This window comes from Flavobacterium tegetincola DSM 22377, from assembly GCF_000425485.1.
In the GTDB taxonomy this organism is placed as follows: Bacteria; Bacteroidota; Bacteroidia; order Flavobacteriales; family Flavobacteriaceae; genus Flavobacterium; species Flavobacterium tegetincola.
The window spans coordinates 35860-60637 of the sequence record NZ_AUDN01000027.1 but is presented as its reverse complement, the minus strand read 5'-3'; the positions used below and the strand labels follow the sequence as shown (position 1 = coordinate 60637).

Sequence of the window (24778 nt, the reverse complement as noted above, 5' to 3'; positions counted from 1 at the left end):
TGTGTTTAAAATACGTTTGGGAAGGTGTTTTGGAACGTTTTTGGAGCGTATACAAGTATTCTTGGACTTGCTCTACATCCAATTCGGTTGGGATTTTACCAAAGTGCAATGCTATTGATGCAACATGTTGGGCATAATTCCTGTAGGTACTGTCGCTCCTGCCTAAAATGGACATCGCTCGTTCAAATCGGTGAAGTAATTCTGCAAATTCAGGAACTTGAGCAACGGCTCGACTCAGAATTGTGTTGGATCCAACTAACTCATCTGCTTTTTTTTGTCATTGTAATTAATTTTTAATTAGTTTTACAAAGGACTAACATTTTCAGGTAATACGCTACCGAAGGTTTAGTTCAACAGCTGTTTTGAGCTAGCTGGAGTTTAGTGGAATTACCGTTTCACATTAAGTTTTCGTTCAGCCGAAAATTGAGCGGTTACGAACTTCCAGCCATATCAAAGTGGCGAAACGTTAGCAGTAACCTCAGAAAATATCGTTGAAAAATGACCATTATAAAGAAGGATTTAAACTTAATAATTCCATTTATACTTTTTGTCACAATTGGAATCTATGGAATGTATTCTGTAGATTATATTGCTGTAAGCCAAACAATGAGAACTACATTAAAGTGGTGCTTGATTCCAATAATTTTCTTTGCAATATATTATGCATACCGGGCAAGTTTTGGTCAAAAAGAAAAGAAAATTGAGATTTGGAAAAATATTTTATTGTTTTCTGTAATGTCAATTATTATTGGAATGCTCAGTTTTATTTCATTTCAAGGTATTTTAATGATAATAAATAATAAAATTGGAAAACAGAAAGAATATTTACTTTCTGGAAAAATCATAAAACTAAATTATCCAGAAAAGAAAAAAATTGCTAATAAATATTCTATTGAAATACTACGAAAATTAGATAATGATACGATCGAATTAAATGTTCCGACAAGTGAATATCAGAATGATCAAAATTTTGAAAAGCAAATGAAAGTTGGTTCTCTAAATTTTATCTACTTAGAAGAATAAAGGCTACTGCTAACAGTTAAGGTTTCGTTGCGTTCGGAGAACGAACAATGAACCCTGTGTTGAACAGCCTGTCCCGTTTTTTCGGGAGAACCGATTACATTCTGTCACTATCAAGTATTTTTAAGAATAGAAAGAGGATTTAGTTATCCTCTTTTTTGTGGGGTAATGTCAGGAAAGGAGAGGGTAAGAAGGGTTTGGTGATGTATTTTTTATTAATTACGGAATGCTGTAACTGAAAATGCATAATTATGGTTATGTTTGTTAAATTAATGTACAAGGCTAACTGAATAGTACGTTGGGAAGGATAACTTTGAAAAAGTTGTGTGGACTTGCGATTATTTAACAGTTGTAAAACACTAAAAAAAACCGGGAATGGGATTAGATTCTGTAGAATTACTTATGTCAGTTGAGAATAAATTTGGAATACGAATTGAGGATTCTGAAGCTGAAAAAATTGCTACTGTACAAGACTTTGCAGATTGTGTATATAGTAAAATTTCACTGAATCCGACAGATAAATGCTTAACTCAAATCGTGTTTTACCGCATTCGAAAAGCGTTTCAAAACTTGAATTTGACTGAATTAGAAATAAAGCCTACAAGCAAAATATCGGATTTGCTCACTCAATCGGAATTGAAAATAAATTGGAATCGATTAGAAGCTGAACTTGGACTCAAATTACCTGAATTAGTTGCTATTGACTTCAATCCGAATCTAAACTCTCACGTAAAAATTTTTGGAATTAAGACTATCAAAAGAAATACACCGGTGACTAAAGGCACAGTTAAAAATTTAATAGATTGGACAATATCTTTAAATTTCGAGCAGATTATTGACATTCAAAAAATCAAAAATAAATACGAGGTTGAGAGAATTATTTCAGGAATAATAAGTGAGAATATGGGAATACCAATAAGCGAAATTGAACTAAAGCATACAATTACAAACGATTTAGGAATTGACTAAAAGGAAAAACGTTTTACAATACCATGTATAAAATATTGCTGGGTCTGTACTTATTTAGAAAGTTCCTGCGTAATTTTCACGTAGATTTGTACTTGGAAAGGTTCGTACTTTAATAGGCAACGGTCCATACACAAACACGTTAGGGACAATTTTGTCTACTAGTAAAAACAGTGTTACAAAAAGAAAAATAATTATGGAAAATAAAATTAAAATCCCCATTTGGTTTTGGGTTACAGCTGTATTCTTTTTATTGTGGAATAGTATGGGTGTTATTTCATTCTTTGCACACACTTTTATTTCAGAAGAAGATTTAGCACTCTTACCAATACAAGAAAGAGAATTGTATGGAGATTATCCAATATGGACTACGATTGTATTTGCAATTGCTGTATTTGGCGGATTGCTTGGTGCTGTAGGTTTGCTATTAAAAAAGAAGTGGTCTAAAACGGCTTTTATTATTTCTTTATTGGCAATAGTACCACAAATGACGCACAACCTGTTTTTTACAAAATCAGTGGAAGTATATGGAGTAGGACAAGCAGCAACAATGCCAATTATGGTAGTGGTTTTTGGACTGTTTCTTGTGTGGTTTTCAAGCTATGGAATTAAGAAAAATTGGTTAAAATAAGTATCGGTAAATCACAGCCCAGCATTGGTTGTATTTGCTACGACTAATAATTGGTCGAACAGATGAAGTGAGGAAGCTTTTATTGAACAGTGTGATCCGTTTTCTTTGGAGAGCCAATTAGGTACCGACTGCAAGTAAGAAGGTAGTATCAAGTTAAGAAAATAAATGAAAGAGGATTTAGTTGTCCTCTTTTTTTGTGGAGTGAAGTCAAGTAGCTGGATGATCAAAAAGATTTTATAGTAAGATGCACTTGCTGCTGAAAACAGAACCCCTAGCCCAGATAGGAGCGGCATCCTTTTTCCTGCTTCTTTAGCAGGGAAAAGATAAAGTGGATAGCTGGATAAAGCTCCAAATGCTTCAAATTTTAAAAATATTTAAAAATTTTGACTTCTTAATTAAGAAGTTAGTATTTTTGGTAGGCAAAATGTAATAAGTTTTAGTGTATGTATAATTCAAAAATAACGGGACTTGGGTATTATGTTCCAGAAAATATAGTTACAAACGATGATTTGTCTAAAATTATCGAGACTACGGATGCATGGATTCAAGAACGCACGGGAATTCAGGAACGCCGACACATTATTCGTGGGGAAGATACTACAACTTCAATGGGCGTGAAGGCTGCGAGAATAGCAATTGAACGTTCGGGAGTGGCAAATCAAGATATTGACTTTGTGGTTTTTGCAACGTTGAGTCCTGATTATTATTTTCCAGGACCTGGAGTTGCAGTTCAAAAAGAACTGGGTTTACGAACCGTTGGCGCTTTAGACGTGCGAAATCAATGTTCGGGTTTTGTGTATGCGATATCCGTAGCCGATCAATATATTAAGACGGGAATGTATAAAAATATTCTTGTAATTGGTTCGGAAGTGCAATCGATTGGATTGGACATGACGACGCGTGGACGTGGTGTTTCGGTAATTTTTGGTGATGGAGCAGGAGCGGCAGTTTTGAGTCGTGCTGAGGATAATTCAACTGGAATTTTGTCGACCCATTTGCATTCTGAAGGACAACATGCCGAAGAATTGATTGTAAAAGCACCGGGAATGGGCGGCAGATGGGTTACGGATATTTTAAAAGAAGAAGACAAGGAAAATGACGAAAGTTATCTTCCGTATATGAATGGACAATTTGTGTTTAAAAATGCCGTAGTTCGGTTTGCTGAGGTAATTCAAGAAGGTTTGGAAGCGAATAATTTGGAGGTTTCAGACATTGATATGTTGATTCCGCACCAAGCGAATTTGAGAATTTCACAGTTCATTCAGTCTAAATTTAAGTTGACTGACGACCAAGTATTTAATAATATTCAAAAATACGGAAATACAACGGCGGCTTCTATTCCAATTGCATTGACAGAAGCTTGGGAACAAGGTAAAATTAAATCCGGTGACACTGTGGTTCTTGCTGCTTTTGGTAGTGGGTTTACTTGGGGAAGTGTGATTATGAAGTGGTAGTTTTTAGTGTATTAAGTATTAAGTATCAAGTATTAAGATGTGAGTATTAAGTATTAAGATTTGAGTATTCAGATTTCAGCATTTAGATTTAAATATTAATACTTATTCGGGAAGTTTTGAGTTTTCGAATTCACTGTAAAAATGTACTTATGAAATAAAATGCAAAACCCCGAAAGCATCACTTTTCGGGGTTTTTATTTAACTAAATCGGCAATCTATTTATTCTGAGAACTATTTGAATGGCTCAAATTTTTTTCAGAATCACTCTGTTAAATTAATTGATTGAGGATCGATACTTATATAGACGCTGAACCATTTTAAATGTTACATATTTTTTCAAATTTATTTTAATTGGAAAGATGAATCACCACATATAAGGCGGCAACCGAAATTGTAATCCACAAAATAACGCCCTGAATTAAGGGTTTTACACCAACGGCTTGTATCACTTTTCTTGACAAACTGGTTCCAATTAAAAAGAGGGTTAGGGTCAAGCCAATTTTAGAAGCATCAACAACGTAAGGACTGATTTTTTGTACAAAAGGTACATAGGTATTGGCAATGATCGCCAAAATAAAGTATCCGATGAAATAAGGTATCTTTGCTTTGCTTTCTTTGTTTTTGAATAATTGCATTGCCAAATAAACAACAGGAATTATCCATAAAGCACGCGCTAGCTTTACGGTTGTAGCCACTTGCAAAGCTTCGGCTCCATAACTGCTTGCTGCACCAACAACGGAACTTGTGTCGTGAATGGCAATGGCACTCCAAAGTCCAAATTGATGTTGCGACAGTTCAAAATAATGTCCAATAATCGGGAAAATGAACAGTGCAATGGCATTCAAAATAAATATAGTTCCCAGAGATGCGGATATTTGCTCTTCATTTGCTTTAATCACTGGTGAAACAGCTGCAATAGCACTTCCACCACAAATGGCTGTTCCTGCAGAAACTAAGAACGATGTTTTCTTTTCAATTTTCATGATTTTCCCCAGACCATAACCGAGTACTAAAGTTCCGAAAATTGAAATTACGGTAAACAGAATTCCTTCTTTGCCTGCTTTAATGGCACTTGTTAAGTTCATTCCGAAACCTAAACCTACTACTGAGATTTGTAATAATTTAGAGGTTAATTTGCTGTTTAACTTCGCGTAAGGATGACCTACTTGAGCAATCACAATTCCGATGAATAATGCCAATGGTGGTGATAAGATTCCTGCCAAACATAAGACCACAATTGACCAATACAGAATAACTTTGATTTTTGAATGCTGCCAAAAGTTGTTGTGGTCGGTAATAATATCTTGATTAAAAAACTTCATGGTTTTCGATTTTCAGATGTAAAAATACACTTATTTATTATTCTTTTAATACTATACAAAAGTCCGTAATTCCGATTATCTTTGCACCCTAAAAAAATAACAATTATGTCACTTATTTCCATTTTAACACCCGAAATTAAAAAAGCGGTTTCCCTTTTATTCGAAGTCAACATCGATACAATTGAGTTTCAAGCAACACGCAGGGAGTTTGATGGTGATATTACGATGGTTGTTTTTCCTTTATTGAAAGTAATTAAAGGGAATCCTGTTGAATTAGGAAACAAAATCGGGACGTACTTGGTTGAAAATGTTGCCGAAGTTGAAGCGTACAATGTAGTTTCAGGATTTTTGAACATCGTTATTTCTGCCAATTATTATTTGGACTTCTTCAATGCTGTAAAAGGAAATGAGAAGTTTGGAACGGTTGAACCCAATCCAGCTGACAAAGCGGTTATGGTGGAATATTCTTCGCCAAACACCAACAAACCGTTGCATTTAGGTCACGTAAGAAACAACTTATTAGGATATTCTGTCGCTGAAATCATCAAAGCTTCAGGTAAAAAAGTATATAAAACACAAATCATCAACGACCGTGGAATCCATATTTGCAAGTCGATGTTGGCTTGGCAAAAATTTGGAAACGGAGAAACTCCAGCATCTACAGGTTTAAAAGGAGATAAAATTGTAGGTAATTATTATGTAAAATTTGACCAAGCATATAAAGGTCAAATTAGCGAATTGATGGCAACGGGACTTTCTGAAGACAATGCTAAAAAACAAGCACCTTTAATTTTAGAAGCACAACAAATGCTTTTAGATTGGGAAGCTGGAAAACCAGAAGTTATTGAACTTTGGAAAACTATGAACCAATGGGTTTATGATGGTTTTGCAGCGACGTATCAAAATATGGGTGTCGATTTCGATTCGTATTATTACGAAAGCAATACCTATTTATTAGGAAAAGAAGTCGTTCAGATGGGATTGGAAAAAGGGATTTTTGAAAAAGACCCTGACGGTTCGGTTTGGATTGATTTAACGGAAGACGGTTTGGACCGAAAAATCGTATTGCGTTCGGATGGAACTGCGGTTTACATGACGCAAGATATTGGAACTGCCATTCAACGTGTGAAGGATTTTTCCGATGTTGGCGGAATGGTTTACACCGTTGGAAACGAACAAGATTACCACTTTAAAGTGTTGTTTTTGATTCTGAAAAAATTAGGTTTCGATTGGTCTAAAAACTTATTCCACTTGTCATACGGAATGGTAGATTTGCCTTCCGGAAAAATGAAAAGTCGTGAAGGAACGGTTGTGGATGCAGATGATTTGATGAACGAAATGATGCAAACGGCTCAAACAATTTCTGAAGATTTAGGAAAATTAGACGGATACAGCGAAGAAGAAAAAACCGAATTGTACCGAACGATTGGACTTGGTGCGTTGAAATATTACATCTTAAAAGTCGACCCTAAAAAACGAATTTTGTTCAATCCAGAAGAATCAGTTGATTTTGCAGGAAATACAGGTCCGTTTATTCAATATACTTATGCTCGAATTCAGTCGATAATTAGAAAAGCAGATTTTGATTTTGCTTCGAAAACTTTTTCAGCAAACGAAATCACGTTGCATGAAAAGGAGAAAGAATTGATTAAAGTATTGGCTTCGTATCCTGAAGTAATTCAAAGTGCAGCACTAAATCACAGTCCAGCTTTGATTGCCAATTATACGTATGACTTGGTTAAGGAATACAATTCATTTTATCAAACCGTGCCGATATTGGGTTCTGATGATGAAAATGCAAAAATGTTCCGTGTTCAACTTTCTAAAAAGGTGGGTAAAACTATCGCATCAGCTTTTAAATTATTGGGAATTTCGGTTCCGAACCGAATGTAGGTAATTCATAACTCATAATTTTTTCTTGAAAACAAATTCCAATTATTTCTTTCAGTCCTTTCTGATTTTGCTTTTAGCAACGGGGCTATTTTTAGGCTTGAAACAATTTTTACCTAAAAAGATATTTTCGGAGAAAGCGGGAAACACCAAAAACGTACTTATCGATAGCATGCTACTCGATGCATTTGAAGCGGAACCTGATTTAGAGGAAGTTGAAAACGTCCAGACCAAAGAGGATTCTTTGGCTAAAGTGCCTGTCGTTTTTGAAGAGAAAGACGGTATAAAATTTCCAGAAGAGAAGTTTGAAAATTACAAAGGAAATCAGTTCTTAATCCCGTTTTTTGAACAGTTGTATCAGTTAGAAACAAATCAAAAAGGAAAAGTTAGAATTGCTTATTTTGGTGATTCGATGACGGATGGTGATATGATTGTCCAAGATTTCCGAACGTATTACCAAGAGAAGTTTGGAGGTCAAGGTGTTGGTTTTGTAGCTATAACATCAGAATCGGCGGGTTCAAGAAGTTCTGTTGTTCATGAGTTTTCTAAAAATTGGAAAATGCAATCCTACTTGAATGTCAAATATCCAATACGTTCTTTCGGAATAAACGGACACGTTTTCTTTGCAAATGATACCGCACATTCTGCTTGGGTAAAATACAAAGCGGGACGTTCAAGATTCAATACACAACTTGATAATCCAACTCTTTTTTACGGAAGTGCCAAGAATAAAACGGGACGAATGAGTTATGTTGTAGGAAAAGATACGATTCGAAAAACATTGGCGCCAAATAAAATTTTGAATACGTTATCACTTTCAAATACACCTTTAAAACAATTCAAAGCTAACTTTTCCAAAGCAGATTCTATTCCAATTTACGGATTCAATTTTGACGATGGAGTAGGAGTTCACGTGGATAATTTTTCACAAAGGGGAAATTCTGGGATTCCGATTTCCAAATTTGATGTAGCTACGATGAAAGCGTTTCAAGAACAATTGCATTACAATTTGATTGTGTTGCATTACGGAACGAACGTTTTGAATTACGGAACAAAAGATTACACGTGGTACGACCGAAGCATGACTAAAACCATCAATCGATTGAAAGAATGTTTTCCTGGAGTTTCCATTTTAGTGGTTTCTACAGCTGATAAATCAAGTAAATATGATTTGGAAATGAAAACCGATTCGGCAGTTGTTCCGTTGACTTTGTCGCAAAAGCGCTATGCCTTAAAAACCCAATCAGGTTATATAAACTTGTATACATTGATGGGTGGAGATGGCTCAATGGTCAAGTGGACCGAGGAAGAACCAACTTTAGCCAATAAGGATTACACGCATTTTAACTTCCGAGGAGCGAAGAAAGTTGCAAAAATGATTTACGAACAAATAGACGAAGGTTATCAGCAGTATAAAGTATTGCGAAAAAATAAAAAAGTTGTGCCTCCAAAAAAGAAATCGCTGATTGATACCATTTTCTCAAAAACTGAAACACCAGAACCACATGAATAAAGTGCTTTTTATTTTAAGTTTTCTGCTGTTCTTAACGCATTGTCAAGGTCAAGAAACGGATTCTTCGTATGTTGAAATTGACTCTGTTTCCGTGGATTCCATTGCAGTAATGGAAACTGAAATCGCATTGATAAATCCCGATGCTTTGCTTTGTTTTTATGAAAAGTTAGCGCAAATAAAATTACCGAATTCCAGACAGAAAATCAATATTGTTCACGTTGGTGATTCTCATATTCAAGCTGATTTGATGACCAATGTAGTTCGGGAACGTTTGCAAGCGGAATATGGAAATGCAGGTCGCGGATTGGTTTTTCCGTACAATTTAGCTAAAACAAATGGACCTTGGGATGTCAGGTTTTCTTCGAATGGTAGCTTTTCAAGTTTTAGAAATGTTTCTACTGTTTCTTCGGCAAATATTGGTTTGACGGGCATTTTACTTCAAGCGAGAAAAGAGGAATTTGCCATCGAATTGAATGCAAAAGAAAGCGACAATTATTTTACGACAATTAAAATTTTGACGCCAAATAATGTTCCGAGTTTTGATTTGGCTACAGCCAAAAAGACTATTGTTTTTGAATCGCAAGTACCAAAAACCATTACTCATAAAATTAAAAGTGGCGATGTTTTAGGTTCGATTGCTGATAAATACAACATTTCACTTACGGCATTGAAAAGAGCAAATGGCTTGAAATCAAATAACATTCGTGCAGGAAAAACCTTGAAAATTCCTACGAACGAAAAGCAGAATAGAAGTATTTCACGTTCAGAATTTATTCCATTGGAAATTCAGAAGGATGCCTTTTCGCATTTTTACAATAGTGAAAACTTGCTGGATAAAATTTACTTAATTCCGAACAAAGACGAGAATGTATTTGAATTAAACGGAATCGTGTTAGAAAATAATGACAGCGGAATTTTGTACCATAATTCTGGCGTTAATGGAGCTAAATTTTCTGATTACAATAAATATCCTTTGTTTTTTGAGCAGTTAAAAGCTTTGCATCCTGATGTTTTGGTATTGTCTTTTGGGACGAATGAGTCTTTTGATAAAATGAATGCTGAAGATTTTATTATACAATTGGATTTGTTTATTTCGAATGCAAGGAAGCAAAATCCATTTGTCGAAATTATTATTTCAACTCCACCGCCGTCTTTATTTAAACGAAAATATCCAAATACGTTTGTAGCAGATTATAGCAAGAAAATAATCGATTTGGCGTTTAGTAGACGTGTGGCTATTTGGGATTTATATACAGATATGGGTGGATTGTACGGCATTACTCACAATGCGAAAGCGGGATTGATAGGTCCGGATAGAGTCCATTACACAAAAGCAGGATATGTGAAACAAGGAAATTTGTTAGCAAAAGCCATCATTGAAGGATTCGAAAATTATGAAAAATCAAAAGCGATAATCCATGAATAATTTTGAATGGTTTACTTCATTTTTTGAAAATGTAACTTGGAATACAGTAGAACATTGGTTTGTGTATAGTGCAAAAGAACCAATTCTGTTCAATTCTGCCTTATTTCTAGGAATGTTTTTGGTGTTTTATCCACTGTACATTTTAATTGCAAAATCAACTACGCATTTTTGGCGTAATTTATATGTAGTTGCATTTTCGCTGTTTTTCTATTATAAATCAAGTGGGATTTACGTTGGATTACTGGTTTTTACGGGAGTTTTAGATTACAATTTAGCACGACTTTTACAGCAAGAAACCTTAAAGTTTTATCGAAAATTTTACTTGTATATCAGTGTGGTTATTAATTTGTCATTGTTGGCTTATTTTAAATACACCAACTTCCTGATTGATAATTACAACGGAATTTTCGACAGTAATTTGTCTTTTTACGATATTATTTTGCCTGTTGGAATTTCATTCTATACATTCCAATCCATGAGTTATGTGATTGATATTTACCGTCGTGAACTTAAGCCTACGAAAAGTTATATTGATTACATGTTCTATTTGTCGTTCTTTCCGCAACTTGTGGCTGGGCCGATTGTTAGAGCTTCAGAGTTTATACCGCAGATTTATCAAAAGCTGAATTTAACCCGAGATGATGTCAATAAAGCACTGTTTTTAATCATTGGTGGCGTTTTAAAAAAGGCTGTAATTTCTGATTATATTTCGCTCAATTTCGTCGACCGTGTTTTTGATGCACCAAATAGTTATACGGCTTTCGAAAACTGGATGGCTTCGTACGGTTATGCAATTCAAATCTATTGCGACTTTTCTGGATATTCAGATATGGCCATTGGTATTGCATTATTGATGGGTTTCAAGCTTTCGCTGAATTTTAGAACACCTTATAAATCAGGTTCGATTACCGAGTTTTGGCGTCGTTGGCATATTTCGTTATCGTCTTGGTTGCGCGATTACTTATACATCTCATTAGGAGGAAACCGAAAAGGGAAATTCCGAACGTATATCAATCTATTTGTAACGATGTTGTTGGGTGGATTGTGGCATGGAGCTTCGTGGAAATTTGTGGTTTGGGGAACTTTACACGGAAGTGCTTTAGTTGTAGAACGACTTTTTAAAGAATATTTCAACATTCCAAAAAATAATGTTATTCGATTTGTAAGTGTTGTTATTACATTTCACTTTGTGGTTTTTTGTTGGATTTTCTTTAGAGCTAGAGATTTCTCAACGGCTTTTCAGGTGATTGAAAATATTGGTAAAGTGCAGGTGAATTTCAATCAATGGTGGACGATTATTCAAGGCTATCAAAACGTTTTTATCGTTATGTTGATTGGCTTTGTTTGGCATTTTCTACCGCAAAATTTCATTCAATTCCTGCAAGATACTTTTGGTAAATTGCCAATCGTATTGAAATCTTTAGTCTTGGCATTTGTGTTTTGGATTGTATATGCAACGGCTTCAAGTGGACCACAACCGTTTATTTACTTTCAGTTTTAACAATATAAAAACAGGTTTCGCGTTGTTGACTTAACCAATTACAAGTACAAGATGAAAAAAATAATTCTAGCAGCAATCATTGTTTTTACAATAGCTTTGAATTGCTCCTGCAGTTCGGACGATGATAGAAATACATTGGACAACGATTCAATTTCAGCAGTGGTAACCGCTATGAATTCAGGTACTTGGAGGGTTACCAAATACATTGACGGTGAAAATAATGAGACTGCTGATTTTTCAGGTTACAATTTCACTTTTACTGAAAATAATATTTTAATGGCTAGCAAAGATGATGAAATAATGGGTTCTTGGTTAGTGGTTACAGACGATTCAAATGGTAGAAGTTCAAATACCTATCTTGATTTTATCATTTCATTTTCAGGTCCAGCTAAATTTCTAGATTTAACGGACGATTGGGACATTCGCTTATCAACTGCTAATAAATTAGAATTAGTGGATGGTAGTGGAGGGGATGGTGCTACCGATTATCTTACTTTCGAGAAAAACTAAAATAAAACAAGCCAACTTTACGAGTTGTTTTTTTTTTAGGCTAAAAAAGGTATTTGATTTATCATTTTTATCCAAAACTTTGAACTTCATACGCTTTGAAACTTAAGGCGTTTCTCTTATATTTGCACCTCTAAAAGATACATTCTTATGTTTGATAATTTAAGCGACAAGCTCGACAAAGCATTTCATATATTAAAAGGACACGGTAAAATTACTGAAGTCAACGTTGCCGACACTTTGAAAGAAGTGCGTCGTGCTTTATTAGATGCCGATGTCAACTTTAAAATTGCCAAAGAATTTACTACAAGAGTAAAGGAAAAAGCAATTGGTCAGGATGTATTGACGACTTTACAACCAGGACAATTATTAGTAAAATTAGTTAAGGACGAATTGACCGAATTAATGGGTGGCGATGCTGCCGGAATTAATCTTTCAGGGAAACCTTCCATTATTTTGATGTCAGGTTTACAAGGTTCTGGAAAGACGACTTTTTCTGGAAAATTAGCCAATTATTTAAAAACAAAAAAGAACAAGAAACCGTTATTGGTAGCTTGTGATATTTACCGTCCAGCTGCAATTAATCAATTGCACGTTGTGGGAGACCAAGTAGGTGTGGAAGTATATTCTGAACCTGAAAATAAAAATCCTGTTGATATTTCGCAAAAAGCAATTGCTTACGCGAAAGCAAATGGATTTGACGTTGTGATTATTGATACGGCGGGACGTCTTGCTGTTGATGAGCAAATGATGAACGAGATTGCAAACGTTCACGCAGCGATTCAACCACAAGAAACGTTATTTGTTGTGGATGCAATGACGGGTCAAGATGCGGTTAATACGGCAAAAGCATTTAACGACCGTTTGAATTTTGACGGAGTTATCTTGACAAAATTAGACGGTGATACACGTGGTGGAGCTGCGATTTCGATTAAATCGGTGGTGAATAAACCAATCAAATTTATCGGAACGGGTGAGAAAATGGAAGCGATTGACGTGTTCTATCCTTCTCGTATGGCCGAACGTATTTTGGGAATGGGTGACGTTATCTCTTTGGTAGAACGTGCTCAAGAGCAATTTGACGAAGACGAAGCAAGAAAATTACAGAAAAAAATTGCCAAAAACGAATTCGGTTTTGACGATTTCTTAACCCAAATTCAACAAGTGAAGAAAATGGGTAATATGAAGGACTTGGTGGGAATGATTCCTGGTGCTTCTAAAGCGATGAAGGATGTAGAAATTGAAGATGATGCATTCAAGCATATTGAAGCAATTATTCATTCGATGACTCCTATTGAACGTAAAAAACCTGCAGTTATCGATGTAAAACGTAAAACGAGAATTGCGAAAGGTTCTGGAACGAAAATCGAGCAAGTCAACCAATTGATGAAACAGTTTGACCAAATGAGCAAAATGATGAAAATGATGCAAGGTCCAGGAGGTAAAAACTTAATGAAAATGATGGGTGGCATGAAAGGCGGAATGCCCGGAATGAAATAAAAATTAAATAGTTAAGGTTTAAAGTTTCGATAAAAAGAAGTTTTAAACCTTAATTTTTTGCATGAGTCCCGATAGTAATCGGGAGAAGTGGAGTTCTTTATTGCTTTTCTTTAAAGCAATAAAAGCGGGAGCAAACAGCCCGACCCCTTTTCGGGGTCATGCCCAAATATATAATAACTAACTACAATTAGTTTTAGATTTAAGACAACTTTGAATCTAAAACTTTAAACCTGAAACACAATAGAAAAATGACGATTTTAGACGGAAAGAAAACGGCTGATGATATTAAAAATGAGATTACTGCTCAAGTAACTATCATGAAATCAAATGGCGAAAAAGTACCGCATCTTGCTGCAATTATTGTAGGAAATGATGGCGCCAGTTTAACCTATGTTGGTAGTAAAGTAAAAGCATGTGAACGTGTCGGTTTTGAATCTACGATGGTAAAATTGCCAAGTACGACTTCTGAAACCGAATTACTTAACAAAATCAAAGAGTTAAACCAAAATGATGACATTGACGGTTTTATCATTCAGTTGCCTTTGCCCATCCAAATTGATACTCAAAAGGTGTTGATGGCTGTTGACCCAACGAAAGATGTTGACGGTTTTCACCCGGAGAATTTTGGAAAAATGGCATTAGACATGACAACTTTTATTCCTGCAACTCCTTTTGGAATTCTTGAATTATTAGAACGATATAATGTGGAAACGCAAGGAAAACATACGGTTGTAATTGGAAGAAGTCATATTGTGGGTCGACCGATGAGTATATTAATGGGGCGAAAAGGATTTCCAGGTAACTCAACTGTAACATTAACACATAGTTATACTAAAAATATTGCTCAAATCACGACACAAGCTGACATTATTATCACTGCTTTAGGTGTTCCTAATTATTTAAAAGCGGAAATGGTAAAAGATGGAGCGGTAGTTATTGATGTTGGAATTACACGTGTTGCAGACGATTCTACTGAAAAAGGTTATAGAATAACAGGAGATGTCGATTTTGAATTCGTGTCGAAAAAAGCCTCATTTATTACGCCAGTTCCCGGTGGAGTTGGACCAATGACCATTGCAATGTTGTTAAAAAACACGCTTTTAGCTCGCGAACAAAGAAAAGCAAGAAATTAAATGCTACTTAAGAATTTTATATAATAAAAAAGCCTTCAAATTTTGAAGGCTTTTTTGCTTTATCTATTTTCTCGGTGAAGGCCGTCCAAAACTTTTTGTAGCGTTTGATGGCGGATTTTTTCGCCAAGGTGTTTTATTTCGTGTGGTTTCGGAAACTATTTTTGGTAAACTTCCCTCTTCCGTCATGATTGATGGAGCAATCAGTTCGTTCAACTGGGTAAACTCTTCGTCAGTTAAATCACGGTAACGACCGACAGGAATATCAAGTGAAATATTAATAATACGTGTTCTTTTTAAAGCGACAACTTCGAAATCCAAATATTCACACATTCTACGAATTTGACGGTTCAAACCTTGCGTTAATATAATTCGGAACACATATTTACTGATTTGTTCTACCTTACATTCTTTGGTAATTGTGTCCAAAATTGGAATTCCATTACCCATTTTCTCGATAAATCGGTCGGTGATTGGTCGGTTTACAGTTACGATGTACTCTTTTTCGTGGTTATTTCTGGCACGAAGAATTTTATTCACAATATCACCGTCATTCGTCATGAAGATCAAGCCTTCACTGGCTTTATCCAATCTTCCAACTGGAAAAATACGTTCTGGGTAATTGATGTAATCTACGATATTGTTGTGTACATCCAGATTTGTAGTACATTCAATTCCAACTGGTTTATTGAAAGCTAAGTAAAGGTGTTTCTTGTTGTTTTCACGAATCAACTTGCCGTCAATACGAATTTCATCTGCGTTAGAAACTTTTGTTCCCAAATCAGCAACAGCTCCGTTTAGCATTACTAAACCTTGCTCAATTAGTTTGTCAGCTTCTCTTCGGGAGCAGTAGCCAGTTTCACTAATAAATTTATTAAGACGTTTCAAATTTTCTTCCATACTGCAAAAGTACTAAATAAATGTGTGAAGGATAGATTAATAACTTATTATGTGGATTGGGTATTTTATGAATGCAAGAATTCGATAATTTTTGCGTAAACTGCATCAGAATGCAAGCTATGTCCAAGACCATTTGTTTCTATGAAACTAGAATGTTTCCAAGAATTTGCTATTTTTTGGCCTTCGCCAAATGCAACTATGTCGTCATTTATATCGTGGAAGATAAGGCCAGGAATTTGAATTTCTTTGGCAAAGGTTGCCATTGAAAATGCGTTGATATCTCGATTAAACTTTTTAGAAAAAGCAGTTTCAAGTAAAACGCGCATTTTTTTATTTAAACTCAATAGAGCAACATAATTAGAAACAATCAAGTGATAATCCGAAGGAGCTCCAAGAATCACCATTTTTTTTAAGTTCGTATTTTGATAATGGGATTGGTAGTAAATACACGCTGCACCTCCAATAGAATGACCGATTAAAACGGAAGGTTTAAAATGCTTAACAGCAACATCAATGTATGCTGCATATTTGATGACATTAAACTCGGTTCCGCCAGAAAGACCGTGGCCTGGAGCGTCAAGTGCTATAATTGTACTTCCTTTCTTTTGCAAATAAGGAAGCATCTTTTCCCAGCGAGATGTATTGCTTTCCCAACCGTGTACGAGTAAAATAACATTTTCATTCCCTTGCCAAATATACGTTTCCAAGTGATTTTCGTCTGCAGAAAATCGTTGCATTGGAATATTTTTTAAAACTTCGGGTAAATTTTCTTTAGTCAATTTCCCTTTTCGCGGTTCGCTAAATAAACGGTACGCGATTTTTGTAGCAGTCTTGGGTTGCAGGTAACTCAAGCTATTCAATCCTAATCCGATGGATTTTGTTAAAAGAAAATATTTTAATTTTTTCATAAAAAAAAAGCCTCGAATTTCGAGGCTTAAATTATTTAGATGCTTGAAAACAAGCTTTCCATTTTTTCTCTTTCTTCTTCTGCAAGAACGCTATCTACTAAAATTCGTCCAGAATGTTCATCTGTAATAATTTTTTTACGAGCTGCAATTTCAACTTGTGTTTGTGGTGGAATTGTAAAGAAAGAACCTGCCGAAGCACCTCTTTCAATAGAAACTACTGCAAGACCATTTCTAACACTACTTCTGATTCTTTTGTAAGCTGCTAATAATCTTGGTTCGATTAACGCTTCGTATTCAGCAGATTTTTGATTTAAAAATTCTTCTTCTTTTGAAGTTTCAGCCATAATAGCATCTAACTCAGATTTTTTGTGCATTAAGTGAGAAGATTTCTGCTCCAAACGCTCTGTAGAAGTTTCAATTATTTGCTTTTTGTATTCCATTGAAGCTTTCATTTCTTTAATGTGCTTCTCTGATAATTGGATTTCTAATTCTTGGTATTCAACTTCTTTTGTTAAAGAGTTGAATTCACGATTGTTACGAACCGTGTCTTGTTGCTTAGTGTATTTTTTAATCGATTCTTGATGTGCATCAATCGCATTTTTCTTGCTTTTGATTTGCTCTTCCATCGATTCCAAATCTGCTTTTAATTTTTCAGAACGTGAATTAAGACCCGCCACTTCATCTTCTAAATCTTCCACTTCTAAAGGAAGTTCTCCTCTAACGTTTCTAATTTCGTCAATTCGAGAGTCAATTAACTGTAAATCGTAAATTGCTCTTAATTTGTCTTCAACACTCAATTCTTTTGTAGTCGCCATATATTATAAGTACTTAACAGGATTTGTATTTTCTTCTGATAAAATGATTGCAAAATTAGGCATTTTTTTCTTAAGATAATCAACAATATAATTTTTTGTATAGCGTTCGCTTTCAAAATGTCCAATATCGGCTAAAAGTAGTTGATTTTCAGCTTCATAAAACTGATGGTATTTTAAATCGGCGGTTAAAAATGCATCTGCACCTGCATGAATAGCTTTGCCAATAGCTTCACTTCCAGATCCTCCCAAAACGGCAACCTTCTTGATTTTTTTATTTAAAAAAGCACTGTGTCGAATTCCGTCCGCTTTCATTTTAGTCTTTACCAATTGCAGAAATGAAGTTTCATCCATTTCCTCGGGAAGCTCACCTATCATTCCCAAGCCGATATTTTGATGTGAATTTTGTAAATCATAAATTTCATAAGCCACTTCTTCATAAATATGATTTTCAAATAAGGCATTGAGAATTTGACGTTGCAAATGCTTTTCAAAGGTGACTTCAATTTTTATTTCCTCAGCCTGAACAAATTCGTTTCTAGCTCCAATTACAGGATTGCTATGTTCCGTTCCTTGATAGGTACCAGTTCCCATTGAATTAAAACTACAATTTTCATAATTCCCAATAGTTCCCGCACCAGCTTGAAATAGAGCAGTTCTGACCTTTTCTGCATTTTCAGGAGTTGAAAATGTGACTAATTTTTGAATAAAATTCAACTTTGGAATCAAAATTTTAATATCAATCAATCCTAAAGCATCACAGAATATTTTGTTTACTCCATTTTTATGATTGTCTAAAGCCGTATGCACCGCATAAATGGCGATGTCATTTTTGATGGCTTTTATGATGGAACGTTCCACATAATTTTTACCGGTTATTTTTTTCAAACCTGAAAATAAAATAGGGTGAAAACAAACCACGAGATTGCATTTTTTGGCAATAGCTTCATCAATTACAGCTTCTAAAGCATCATGACAAACTAAAACACCAGAACAATTTTCTTCTTTGTTTCCAACTAATAAGCCAACATTATCAAAACTTTCGGCATAAGCTAATGGCGCCATTTCTTCTAAAACTGTGAGTATTTCTTTAATTTTCATCTTTCGCTTTTGAAAATAGTATTAGTTTTCAAAGATAAAAAAGATAACTTTTGAAATTGGATTTCAATGGAAAATTAAGTTGAACGATTTTTGTATATTTGTAAATCAAAGAAGATGGTTATGAAAACGCTCACAATAAAAGTCGATGAACACTCCAAGAAAGGTATAGCTTTTTTTGAGTTTATAGAAGCTATGTATTCAGAAGAAGGTGATGTGCAACTCACTGCAATCGATGGCGAGCCAATAAAAAATCGTTTTATAACTGATATAAATTCCGTGGCTGAAAACGCTGCAAAATATAAATCGATTCGAAAGACTAAAAAGGAAATCAAAGAAAAATTGGATTCTGAAGAAAGTCCATATAATCCTGAATTTGTAAAAATGGTTTTGGATTCGGCAAAAAGTAAAAGCAGGACTGTAATTGATCCAAATGACATATGGGGAAGTTTAGGCTTGAAGTAACCGATTCTGCAAAAAAGCAAATGGCTTTGCATTATAAGGCAGGAGATAAAGAAACGTTAACTAAATTAAGTAAAATTCTCGTGGAGCTCACAATTCATCCATTTGAAGGAGTTGGCAATCCAGAAAAATTAAAACACAATCTAACAGATTTTTGGTCCCGCAGAATTAATTCAAAGGATAGAATAATCTATTCTGTTAATGAAAATTTGGTTTTAGTAGAAGTTATTTCCGCCATGGGTCATTACACCGATAAATAATTTATGAAATTCCTCCGCATACTCCTTTTTCCTTTCGCTATTTTGTATGATTTCATTACTTCATTCAGAAATTTCTGTTTTGACAAAGGTATTTTGAAATCAACATCCTTTGCTATTCCAGTTATTGCTGTTGGAAATTTAAGCGTTGGTGGAACCGGAAAAACACCTCAAATTGAATATTTAATCCGATTACTTTCTGAAAATTATAAGGTCGCCACTTTAAGTCGTGGTTATAAAAGAAAGTCGGAAGGTTTTGTATTAGCAGATGCAGATTCAAATGCAGAAGTTTTAGGTGATGAACCGTTTCAATATTATAAAAAATTCCCGCAAGTTCAAGTGGCTGTTGACGCCAACCGAACGAATGGAATTCAGCAATTACTAGCACAAAAAAATCCACCTGAAATTGTTTTACTCGACGACGCTTTTCAACATCGAAAAGTAAAAGCAGATTTCTATATTTTATTGACAGCTTATAGTGATTTATATTGTGACGATTTTATGTTGCCAACGGGAAATTTGCGCGAAAGTAGAAGTGGAGCCCATCGTGCCAAAATAGTTATCGTAACCAAATGTCCTGACACAATTTCGCTTGACGAAAAAAGTAAAATAAAGTCGAAATTAAATTTGAATTCCAATCAAAAGTTATTTTTTACCTCAATAAATTATGACAATTTTGTTTTTTCAGAAAGTGCAAAAATCTCTGTTGATGAAATTCAAAAAAAGGATAAAGTACATCTTGCAGGAATTGCAAAACCTGAACCGTTTTTCAATTATTTGAAAAAAGAAGGCGATGCAGTTTTAAAATTTCCAGACCATCATGATTTTTCAGAAGCTGAGATTTTGGAAATTAAAGCCAAGGCAAACAACAAAATAATTGTTACAACGGAGAAGGATTATGTGCGAATTGCAGATAAATTTTCCAAAGAACAATTGTTTTATTTGCCCATAAAAAGCGAGTTTATGGGAGATGCAAATGTATTTGATAAATCGATTTTAAATTTTATTGAAGAATTTCCAACTAAATAATTTTTCTCGGAATTCCTTTATCCAATCGTGTCAATAACTCGTAATTTAAGGTATTACTAAAGTCGCTAAATGACGCAATTGAAATCGAAATATCTTCTTGATTTCCAATTAAAACTACTTCGTCGCCTTTCTTTACATCCTCTAATTCAGTGACATTTACAGTTAACATATTCATATTCACTGTACCAATAACCATACACCGTCTTCCGTTAATCAAAACGCGACCGAGATTACTCAATGACCGACTATATCCATGTGAATAACCCACAGGAACCACTGCGATTTTCATTTTCTCAGAAGCCATAAAGCTAGTTCCATACCCTACATAATCACCAGGTTTGATTTTTTTGACACTCATCACTTCGCTTTTCCATGAAATGATGCGTTGCAATGGGTCTTTCGTAAGGTTATTTTCATTCAAATAATTCACAAAAACTTCCGGACTCGACCACAGTCCGTATTGCATAATCCCGATACGAACCAGATCCATTCTCGTATCTGGAAACATCATTGAAGCGGCTGAACATGCGGTATGTCTAATCTTTGGTTGCAAATTTTCCTTTTTGAAAATTTCTTCAATATCCGAAAAATTAGCAATTTGACTTTTAATTCGAGAAAGATTTGCCACACTTTCGGCTCCAGCATAATGGGTACAGAGTCCTTCAAAAAATAAATCTGCTGCATTTTCTTTTAGCATTTTTGCAACCCAAGTGAGTTCCCTCTTTTCAAAGCCGGTTCGGTTCATTCCTGTTTCAACTTCTATATGAATCCGTGCTTTTATTTGTAATTTCTTCGCAACTTTGATGGTTTTTTGCAACCTGATTTTATCAAAAACATAGAACGAGACATTATTTTCAATTGCCCAAGCCACATCCGTTTCAGAGACAAAACCCATAATCATAACTTCCACATTATTTTGTAGTTCATTTCTAACGGCTCGCGCTTCATCTGCATCAAAAACAGAAAAGTGGTTCACGCCACAATTGTAGGCCGCTCGAGCAAATTGTGGAATGCCGTGTCCATATGCATTTCCTTTAATGACAGATGAAAGAATGATTTTTTTACCAAAAGTTTTTCTTAGAAAATTGATGTTGTTTTGCAGCGCTTTCTGACTGATTTCTATATGAGAATTAGTGTGCATTGTGGATTTCTTTAATTATTTGATAAAACATTTTGGCACCCGTTGCGATTAATTCGTCGGGAAAATCATAGTCGGGATTGTGTAAAGAAGGCACATGTTCTCCCGCACCTAAGCCAAACATTGCACCCGGAAAATGCTCGGTAAACAAACCGAAATCTTCACCCCAACTGAACGGTGATTCTTTTTCAAATAAATCAAAACCGTTTATTTTCGCAGCTTTTCGAATGTAAGAAACCGCTTCGGTGTTGTTTTCATTGGCTCGAAACTGTTGTGTCCAACTAATTTTAGTAATTAATTGATGTGATTGAGCAATTTTATTAACCGCCTTGATTAATTCACCTTCAATTCGATCCATATTTTTATTACTATTGCTACGAACCGTAAAGTGAATTTCACCAAATCCAGCCGAAACGCCGTACGCTTTCTTACCCATATTGATATAAATAGGAGTAATTAAGCAAAAACTTTCCAGTGAAATATCAGATTGAATTTTGGAATTGAATTCTGTAATAATTTCCGAAATCGCCAATGCAGGATTTGTCCCGTTTTCTGGTTCTGCAGCATGTGCCGTTTTTCCGGAAAGTTCGATAATCATACTGTTTACAGCACAAGAAAAAGTTTGATTTTTAATCACAACTTTACCTAAAGGAAAGCCTGGTAAATTGTGTAATGCAAAAACAAAATCAGGCTTAATATTTTTAAAAATCGGGTCATTTAGTACTTTTTTCGCTCCTTCGCCATCTTCTTCGGCAGGTTGAAATAATAAATAAACAGTTCCATCAAAAGCATTTGCATTTGATACTAAAGTCGCAAGACCACATAAAATCGCCATGTGTCCGTCGTGTCCACATTTATGGGAAACACCATCGATAGCTGATTTATGATTGAATTCGTTGATTTCTTGAATAGGCAAAGCGTCCAATTCACAACGAATTAAAGTCGACGGACCTGCATTTGTTCCCTTGAAAACAGCAATTATGCCTGTGTCGCCAATCGGATGTAGTATTTCTGTAGAATTGTAATTTTTTAAAAAGGAAATTATTCGTTCCGAGGTTTTAAATTCTAAACCTGAAAGTTCAGGATTTTGATGTAAGGTATGTCGTAATTGTGTGAGTTTCTGTATGGTTTCTTTTTGCATATTTTATTAGATAGAGATTCTATTTTAAGTGTGATTCGGAAACTTAAGTTTGTTTTTAAGAAAACGATTCGACGTCCACTTTTTAAAAACAGAATAATTCTTGGGGAAGACTCGCATTATGCACTTTTACTTTGCTAAAGCAATTGTAAAAAAAGTCGTTATTCACAAATATAGAAAAAGAAGTATAATTTTCCCCTGCATTTAAGGACTTCTTTGGAAAATAGGCTGTTTTAATCGCAATTATCGTTAACTTTGGTTGGTCATTTTAATGTGATGATGTTCAATAAAAATTTAAAATTATGTGGGAGAAAATTCAAGAAACAGTAAAATATATTAAAGATAAAACTGGTTTTGCACCAGAATATGGGGTAATATTAGGTTCAGGATTGGGGAGCTTTACGGATGATATGAAAATTGAGTTTACGCTTCCGTACACTGAAATTCCAAATTTCCCCGTTTCAACCGTAGAAGGTCATCAAGGTGCTTTGGTTTTTGGAAAGATTGGGACGAAGAATGTTGTAGCCATGCAAGGTCGTTTTCATTTCTACGAAGGATATGATATGAAGCAAGTGACTTTTCCTGTTCGAGTTATGAAATATTTGGGTGTTGAGAAATTGATTGTTTCCAACGCTTCAGGAGGTGTGAATCCAAAATATAAAGTGGGTTCAATAGTAATTTTACATGATCAAATTAATATGATGCCGGAACATCCTTTAAGAGGAAAAAACGACGATCGTTTAGGGCCGAGATTTGTAAATATGAGCGAACCTTTTTCAAGGAAAATGATTGCAAAAGCTAAAGAAATTGCTAGTAATTCTGGAATCCAAGTGGAGGATGGTATTTATTTGGGCTTGCAAGGACCTACTTTTGAAACGCTTGCCGAATACGGTATGGTAAAGAAATTAGGTGCAGATTGCGTTGGAATGTCAACCGTTCCAGAAGTTATTGTTGCAAGACACATGGATTTAGAAACTTTTGGTGTTTCTGTTATTACTGATATGGGAAATGCAGAAAGTATTGAAACCATAACGCATGCTGAAGTTTTAGAAGCAGCTAAAAACGCGGAACCGCATGTACGAAAGTTGATTGGCGAGCTGATAAAAAAATACTAAAAAAAAGGACTTCAATTAGAAGTCCTTTCTTTTATAAAAATGGAGATGATTTAATTTTTATCAACAGAAATTTTTTCAATTAAGTCGATTATTCGGGATGAATATCCGATTTCATTATCATACCAACCTACAATCTTAACCATTTTTGCTAAAACGGAAGTCAATTGTGCATCAAAAACACAGGAATTTTGATTGCCAATAATATCGACAGAGACGATTGGGTCTTCTGTGTAGGCTAAAATACCTTTCAATTCATTTTCTGAAACTTCTTTAAAGCGTTGGTTGATTTCTTCAATAGAAACCTCTTTTTTTACGTAACACGTAATATCTGTCAGGGAACCATCTGGAACAGGAACGCGGATGCCACTTCCACCAATTTTCCCCTCAAATTCAGGAAATATTTTAGTCAATGCCTTTGCAGCTCCAGTTGTAGTAGGTACAATAGATTGACTTGCGCCACGAGCACGTCGTAAATCTTTGTGAGGCTTGTCATGTAAACTCTGATCTGTGGTATACGAATGTACCGTAGTGATATATGCTTGCTCAATTCCACACAGTTCATTAATAACTTTCAGCATTGGAGCGGCGTTGTTTGTCGTGCAACTTGCATTGGAAATAATGGTTTCAGTTCCGTCCAAAATGGAATCATTAACGCCTAAAACAACTGTCTTTATAGCATCATCCTCGGAAGGAGCGGAAAGTATTACTTTTTTGGCTCCAGCCGAAATATGCACGTTAAGCTCTTCAAAAGTTTTGAATTTGCCTGTACATTCAATCACAATATCAACCGCATGTTTTTTCCAGGGTAAATTTTGAATTTTTTTCTCGTGAGAAAAGTAATAAGAGATTCCGTCTACAATAATAGCCTCTTCATCAAAACTACATTTGTAAGGCAAAACGCCGTGAATACTGTCGTATTTAATTAAATGCGACATTGTTCTTTTATCGGCAATATCATTAATGGCTACTACCTCAATAGTTGGATGATTTAGTAAAAGGCGAAATAAATTCCGACCAATTCTTCCAAAACCATTGATGGCAATTTTTGTTTTTGTACTCAT

At 34.9% G+C, this 24778-nt stretch carries 24 protein-coding genes; 15 read left to right on the top strand and 9 right to left on the bottom strand.

Annotated elements, in window-relative coordinates; translation table 11 throughout:
• Positions 1–238, bottom strand: a 238-nt coding sequence (locus H602_RS18415) for a phage integrase N-terminal SAM-like domain-containing protein (RefSeq protein WP_281170775.1), incomplete at its 3' end; no start/stop codon positions are given.
• Positions 239–498: 260 nt separating this feature from the next.
• On the opposite strand from H602_RS18415, the gene H602_RS0108245 reads away from it, so the two are divergent.
• The 4 genes from H602_RS0108245 to H602_RS0108230 all read left to right on the top strand — a co-directional run bounded on the left by H602_RS0108245 (position 499) and on the right by H602_RS0108230 (position 4071).
• A complete protein-coding gene (locus H602_RS0108245; protein WP_026977593.1) occupies positions 499–1023 on the top strand; it encodes a hypothetical protein in 525 nt (174 codons plus the stop codon).
• A 372-nt stretch (positions 1024–1395) separates the two neighbouring features.
• A complete protein-coding gene (locus H602_RS20460) occupies positions 1396–1989 on the top strand; it encodes an acyl carrier protein (protein ID WP_026977592.1) in 594 nt (197 codons plus the stop codon).
• Between the two features lie 193 nt (positions 1990–2182).
• Positions 2183–2617, top strand: coding sequence for a hypothetical protein (locus H602_RS0108235; RefSeq protein WP_026977591.1), 435 nt, complete (start codon positions 2183–2185; stop codon positions 2615–2617).
• A gap of 443 nt (positions 2618–3060) precedes the next feature.
• Positions 3061–4071, top strand: coding sequence for a 3-oxoacyl-ACP synthase III family protein (locus H602_RS0108230; RefSeq protein ID WP_026977590.1), 1011 nt, complete (start codon positions 3061–3063; stop codon positions 4069–4071).
• A gap of 347 nt (positions 4072–4418) precedes the next feature.
• Here the strand turns inward: H602_RS0108230 and H602_RS0108225 are convergent, their stop codons facing one another.
• Positions 4419–5393, bottom strand: a complete 975-nt coding sequence (locus H602_RS0108225; protein WP_026977589.1) for a YeiH family protein — start codon at positions 5391–5393, stop codon at positions 4419–4421.
• Positions 5394–5498: 105 nt separating this feature from the next.
• Between H602_RS0108225 and argS the strand changes: the two genes are divergently transcribed.
• From argS to H602_RS0108190, 7 genes are all read left to right on the top strand, one after another.
• A complete protein-coding gene (argS, locus tag H602_RS0108220) occupies positions 5499–7286 on the top strand; it encodes an arginine--tRNA ligase (RefSeq protein WP_026977588.1) in 1788 nt (595 codons plus the stop codon).
• 25 nt (positions 7287–7311) lie between these two features.
• Positions 7312–8796, top strand: a complete 1485-nt coding sequence (locus H602_RS0108215; RefSeq protein WP_157504984.1) for an SGNH/GDSL hydrolase family protein — start codon at positions 7312–7314, stop codon at positions 8794–8796.
• Positions 8789–10222 carry a LysM peptidoglycan-binding domain-containing protein gene (locus H602_RS0108210; RefSeq protein WP_026977586.1) on the top strand — a complete coding sequence of 478 codons (1434 nt, stop codon included), beginning with the start codon at positions 8789–8791 and terminating at the stop codon, positions 10220–10222. Before H602_RS0108215 ends, H602_RS0108210 begins: the two co-directional genes overlap by 8 nt.
• Entirely contained in the window at positions 10215–11723 is a 1509-nt protein-coding gene (locus tag H602_RS0108205; RefSeq protein WP_026977585.1) for an MBOAT family O-acyltransferase, read from the top strand. The genes H602_RS0108210 and H602_RS0108205 overlap by 8 nt, the downstream gene beginning before the upstream one ends.
• A gap of 51 nt (positions 11724–11774) precedes the next feature.
• Complete coding sequence (locus H602_RS0108200; RefSeq protein WP_026977584.1) at positions 11775–12233, top strand: hypothetical protein; 459 nt, start codon at positions 11775–11777, stop codon at positions 12231–12233.
• Positions 12234–12380: 147 nt separating this feature from the next.
• Positions 12381–13730: a signal recognition particle protein gene (gene ffh, locus H602_RS0108195; RefSeq protein ID WP_026977583.1), complete on the top strand. Its 1350-nt coding sequence runs from the start codon at positions 12381–12383 to the stop codon at positions 13728–13730.
• Positions 13731–13978: 248 nt separating this feature from the next.
• The gene (locus tag H602_RS0108190) at positions 13979–14863 is read left to right on the top strand and encodes a bifunctional 5,10-methylenetetrahydrofolate dehydrogenase/5,10-methenyltetrahydrofolate cyclohydrolase (protein WP_026977582.1); all 885 of its coding nucleotides are present in this window, start codon (positions 13979–13981) and stop codon (positions 14861–14863) included.
• Positions 14864–14926: 63 nt separating this feature from the next.
• Here the strand turns inward: H602_RS0108190 and rluF are convergent, their stop codons facing one another.
• From rluF to H602_RS0108170, 4 genes are all read right to left on the bottom strand, one after another.
• Positions 14927–15760, bottom strand: a complete 834-nt coding sequence (gene rluF, locus H602_RS18410) for a 23S rRNA pseudouridine(2604) synthase RluF (RefSeq protein ID WP_051224283.1) — start codon at positions 15758–15760, stop codon at positions 14927–14929.
• 65 nt (positions 15761–15825) lie between these two features.
• Entirely contained in the window at positions 15826–16668 is an 843-nt protein-coding gene (locus H602_RS0108180) for an alpha/beta hydrolase (RefSeq protein WP_026977581.1), read from the bottom strand.
• Positions 16669–16703: 35 nt separating this feature from the next.
• Entirely contained in the window at positions 16704–17483 is a 780-nt protein-coding gene (locus H602_RS0108175; RefSeq protein ID WP_026977580.1) for a zinc ribbon domain-containing protein, read from the bottom strand.
• Positions 17484–17486: 3 nt separating this feature from the next.
• Complete coding sequence (locus tag H602_RS0108170) at positions 17487–18581, bottom strand: Nif3-like dinuclear metal center hexameric protein (protein ID WP_026977579.1); 1095 nt, start codon at positions 18579–18581, stop codon at positions 17487–17489.
• A 120-nt stretch (positions 18582–18701) separates the two neighbouring features.
• Between H602_RS0108170 and H602_RS0108165 the strand changes: the two genes are divergently transcribed.
• Genes H602_RS0108165 through lpxK form a run of 3 tightly spaced genes read left to right on the top strand, consistent with a single transcriptional unit; the run spans position 18702 to position 20326 of the window.
• Positions 18702–19043, top strand: coding sequence for a DUF2683 family protein (locus H602_RS0108165; RefSeq protein WP_026977578.1), 342 nt, complete (start codon positions 18702–18704; stop codon positions 19041–19043).
• Positions 19019–19300 (top strand): Txe/YoeB family addiction module toxin, encoded by a 282-nt coding sequence (locus tag H602_RS0108160; RefSeq protein WP_026977577.1) that lies wholly within the window; start codon positions 19019–19021, stop codon positions 19298–19300. The genes H602_RS0108165 and H602_RS0108160 overlap by 25 nt, the downstream gene beginning before the upstream one ends.
• A gap of 3 nt (positions 19301–19303) precedes the next feature.
• Positions 19304–20326: a tetraacyldisaccharide 4'-kinase gene (lpxK, locus tag H602_RS0108155; protein ID WP_026977576.1), complete on the top strand. Its 1023-nt coding sequence runs from the start codon at positions 19304–19306 to the stop codon at positions 20324–20326.
• Here lpxK and alr read toward each other — a convergent pair.
• Together alr and H602_RS0108145 are read right to left on the bottom strand one after the other, a co-directional pair.
• Entirely contained in the window at positions 20319–21467 is a 1149-nt protein-coding gene (alr, locus tag H602_RS0108150; RefSeq protein ID WP_026977575.1) for an alanine racemase, read from the bottom strand. The two genes, lpxK and alr, sit on opposite strands and share 8 nt — an antisense overlap.
• The gene (locus H602_RS0108145) at positions 21457–22605 is read right to left on the bottom strand and encodes an amidohydrolase (RefSeq protein ID WP_026977574.1); all 1149 of its coding nucleotides are present in this window, start codon (positions 22603–22605) and stop codon (positions 21457–21459) included. The genes alr and H602_RS0108145 overlap by 11 nt, the downstream gene beginning before the upstream one ends.
• 299 nt (positions 22606–22904) lie before the next feature.
• Here H602_RS0108145 and H602_RS0108140 point away from each other — a divergent pair, with 299 nt between their 5' ends.
• Positions 22905–23717 (top strand): purine-nucleoside phosphorylase, encoded by an 813-nt coding sequence (locus tag H602_RS0108140; protein ID WP_026977573.1) that lies wholly within the window; start codon positions 22905–22907, stop codon positions 23715–23717.
• A 50-nt stretch (positions 23718–23767) separates the two neighbouring features.
• Here H602_RS0108140 and gap read toward each other — a convergent pair whose 3' ends face one another.
• Positions 23768–24778 carry a type I glyceraldehyde-3-phosphate dehydrogenase gene (gap, locus tag H602_RS0108135; protein ID WP_026977572.1) on the bottom strand — a complete coding sequence of 337 codons (1011 nt, stop codon included), beginning with the start codon at positions 24776–24778 and terminating at the stop codon, positions 23768–23770.

What these genes read in the sequence shown, in the direction of transcription:
- H602_RS0108245 (WP_026977593.1), top strand. Translation starts at nt 499, where the DNA reads ATGACCATTATAAAGAAGGATTTAAACTTAATAATTCCATTTATACTT.
- H602_RS20460 (WP_026977592.1), top strand. Translation starts at nt 1,396, where the DNA reads ATGGGATTAGATTCTGTAGAATTACTTATGTCAGTTGAGAATAAATTT.
- H602_RS0108235 (WP_026977591.1), top strand. Translation starts at nt 2,183, where the DNA reads ATGGAAAATAAAATTAAAATCCCCATTTGGTTTTGGGTTACAGCTGTA.
- H602_RS0108230 (WP_026977590.1), top strand. Translation starts at nt 3,061, where the DNA reads ATGTATAATTCAAAAATAACGGGACTTGGGTATTATGTTCCAGAAAAT.
- H602_RS0108225 (WP_026977589.1), bottom strand. Translation starts at nt 5,393, where the DNA reads ATGAAGTTTTTTAATCAAGATATTATTACCGACCACAACAACTTTTGG.
- argS (WP_026977588.1), top strand. Translation starts at nt 5,499, where the DNA reads ATGTCACTTATTTCCATTTTAACACCCGAAATTAAAAAAGCGGTTTCC.
- H602_RS0108210 (WP_026977586.1), top strand. Translation starts at nt 8,789, where the DNA reads ATGAATAAAGTGCTTTTTATTTTAAGTTTTCTGCTGTTCTTAACGCAT.
- H602_RS0108205 (WP_026977585.1), top strand. Translation starts at nt 10,215, where the DNA reads ATGAATAATTTTGAATGGTTTACTTCATTTTTTGAAAATGTAACTTGG.
- H602_RS0108200 (WP_026977584.1), top strand. Translation starts at nt 11,775, where the DNA reads ATGAAAAAAATAATTCTAGCAGCAATCATTGTTTTTACAATAGCTTTG.
- ffh (WP_026977583.1), top strand. Translation starts at nt 12,381, where the DNA reads ATGTTTGATAATTTAAGCGACAAGCTCGACAAAGCATTTCATATATTA.
- H602_RS0108190 (WP_026977582.1), top strand. Translation starts at nt 13,979, where the DNA reads ATGACGATTTTAGACGGAAAGAAAACGGCTGATGATATTAAAAATGAG.
- rluF (WP_051224283.1), bottom strand. Translation starts at nt 15,760, where the DNA reads ATGGAAGAAAATTTGAAACGTCTTAATAAATTTATTAGTGAAACTGGC.
- H602_RS0108180 (WP_026977581.1), bottom strand. Translation starts at nt 16,668, where the DNA reads ATGAAAAAATTAAAATATTTTCTTTTAACAAAATCCATCGGATTAGGA.
- H602_RS0108175 (WP_026977580.1), bottom strand. Translation starts at nt 17,483, where the DNA reads ATGGCGACTACAAAAGAATTGAGTGTTGAAGACAAATTAAGAGCAATT.
- H602_RS0108170 (WP_026977579.1), bottom strand. Translation starts at nt 18,581, where the DNA reads ATGAAAATTAAAGAAATACTCACAGTTTTAGAAGAAATGGCGCCATTA.
- H602_RS0108165 (WP_026977578.1), top strand. Translation starts at nt 18,702, where the DNA reads ATGAAAACGCTCACAATAAAAGTCGATGAACACTCCAAGAAAGGTATA.
- H602_RS0108160 (WP_026977577.1), top strand. Translation starts at nt 19,019, where the DNA reads ATGGGGAAGTTTAGGCTTGAAGTAACCGATTCTGCAAAAAAGCAAATG.
- lpxK (WP_026977576.1), top strand. Translation starts at nt 19,304, where the DNA reads ATGAAATTCCTCCGCATACTCCTTTTTCCTTTCGCTATTTTGTATGAT.
- alr (WP_026977575.1), bottom strand. Translation starts at nt 21,467, where the DNA reads ATGCACACTAATTCTCATATAGAAATCAGTCAGAAAGCGCTGCAAAAC.
- H602_RS0108145 (WP_026977574.1), bottom strand. Translation starts at nt 22,605, where the DNA reads ATGCAAAAAGAAACCATACAGAAACTCACACAATTACGACATACCTTA.
- H602_RS0108140 (WP_026977573.1), top strand. Translation starts at nt 22,905, where the DNA reads ATGTGGGAGAAAATTCAAGAAACAGTAAAATATATTAAAGATAAAACT.
- gap (WP_026977572.1), bottom strand. Translation starts at nt 24,778, where the DNA reads ATGAGTACAAAAACAAAAATTGCCATCAATGGTTTTGGAAGAATTGGT.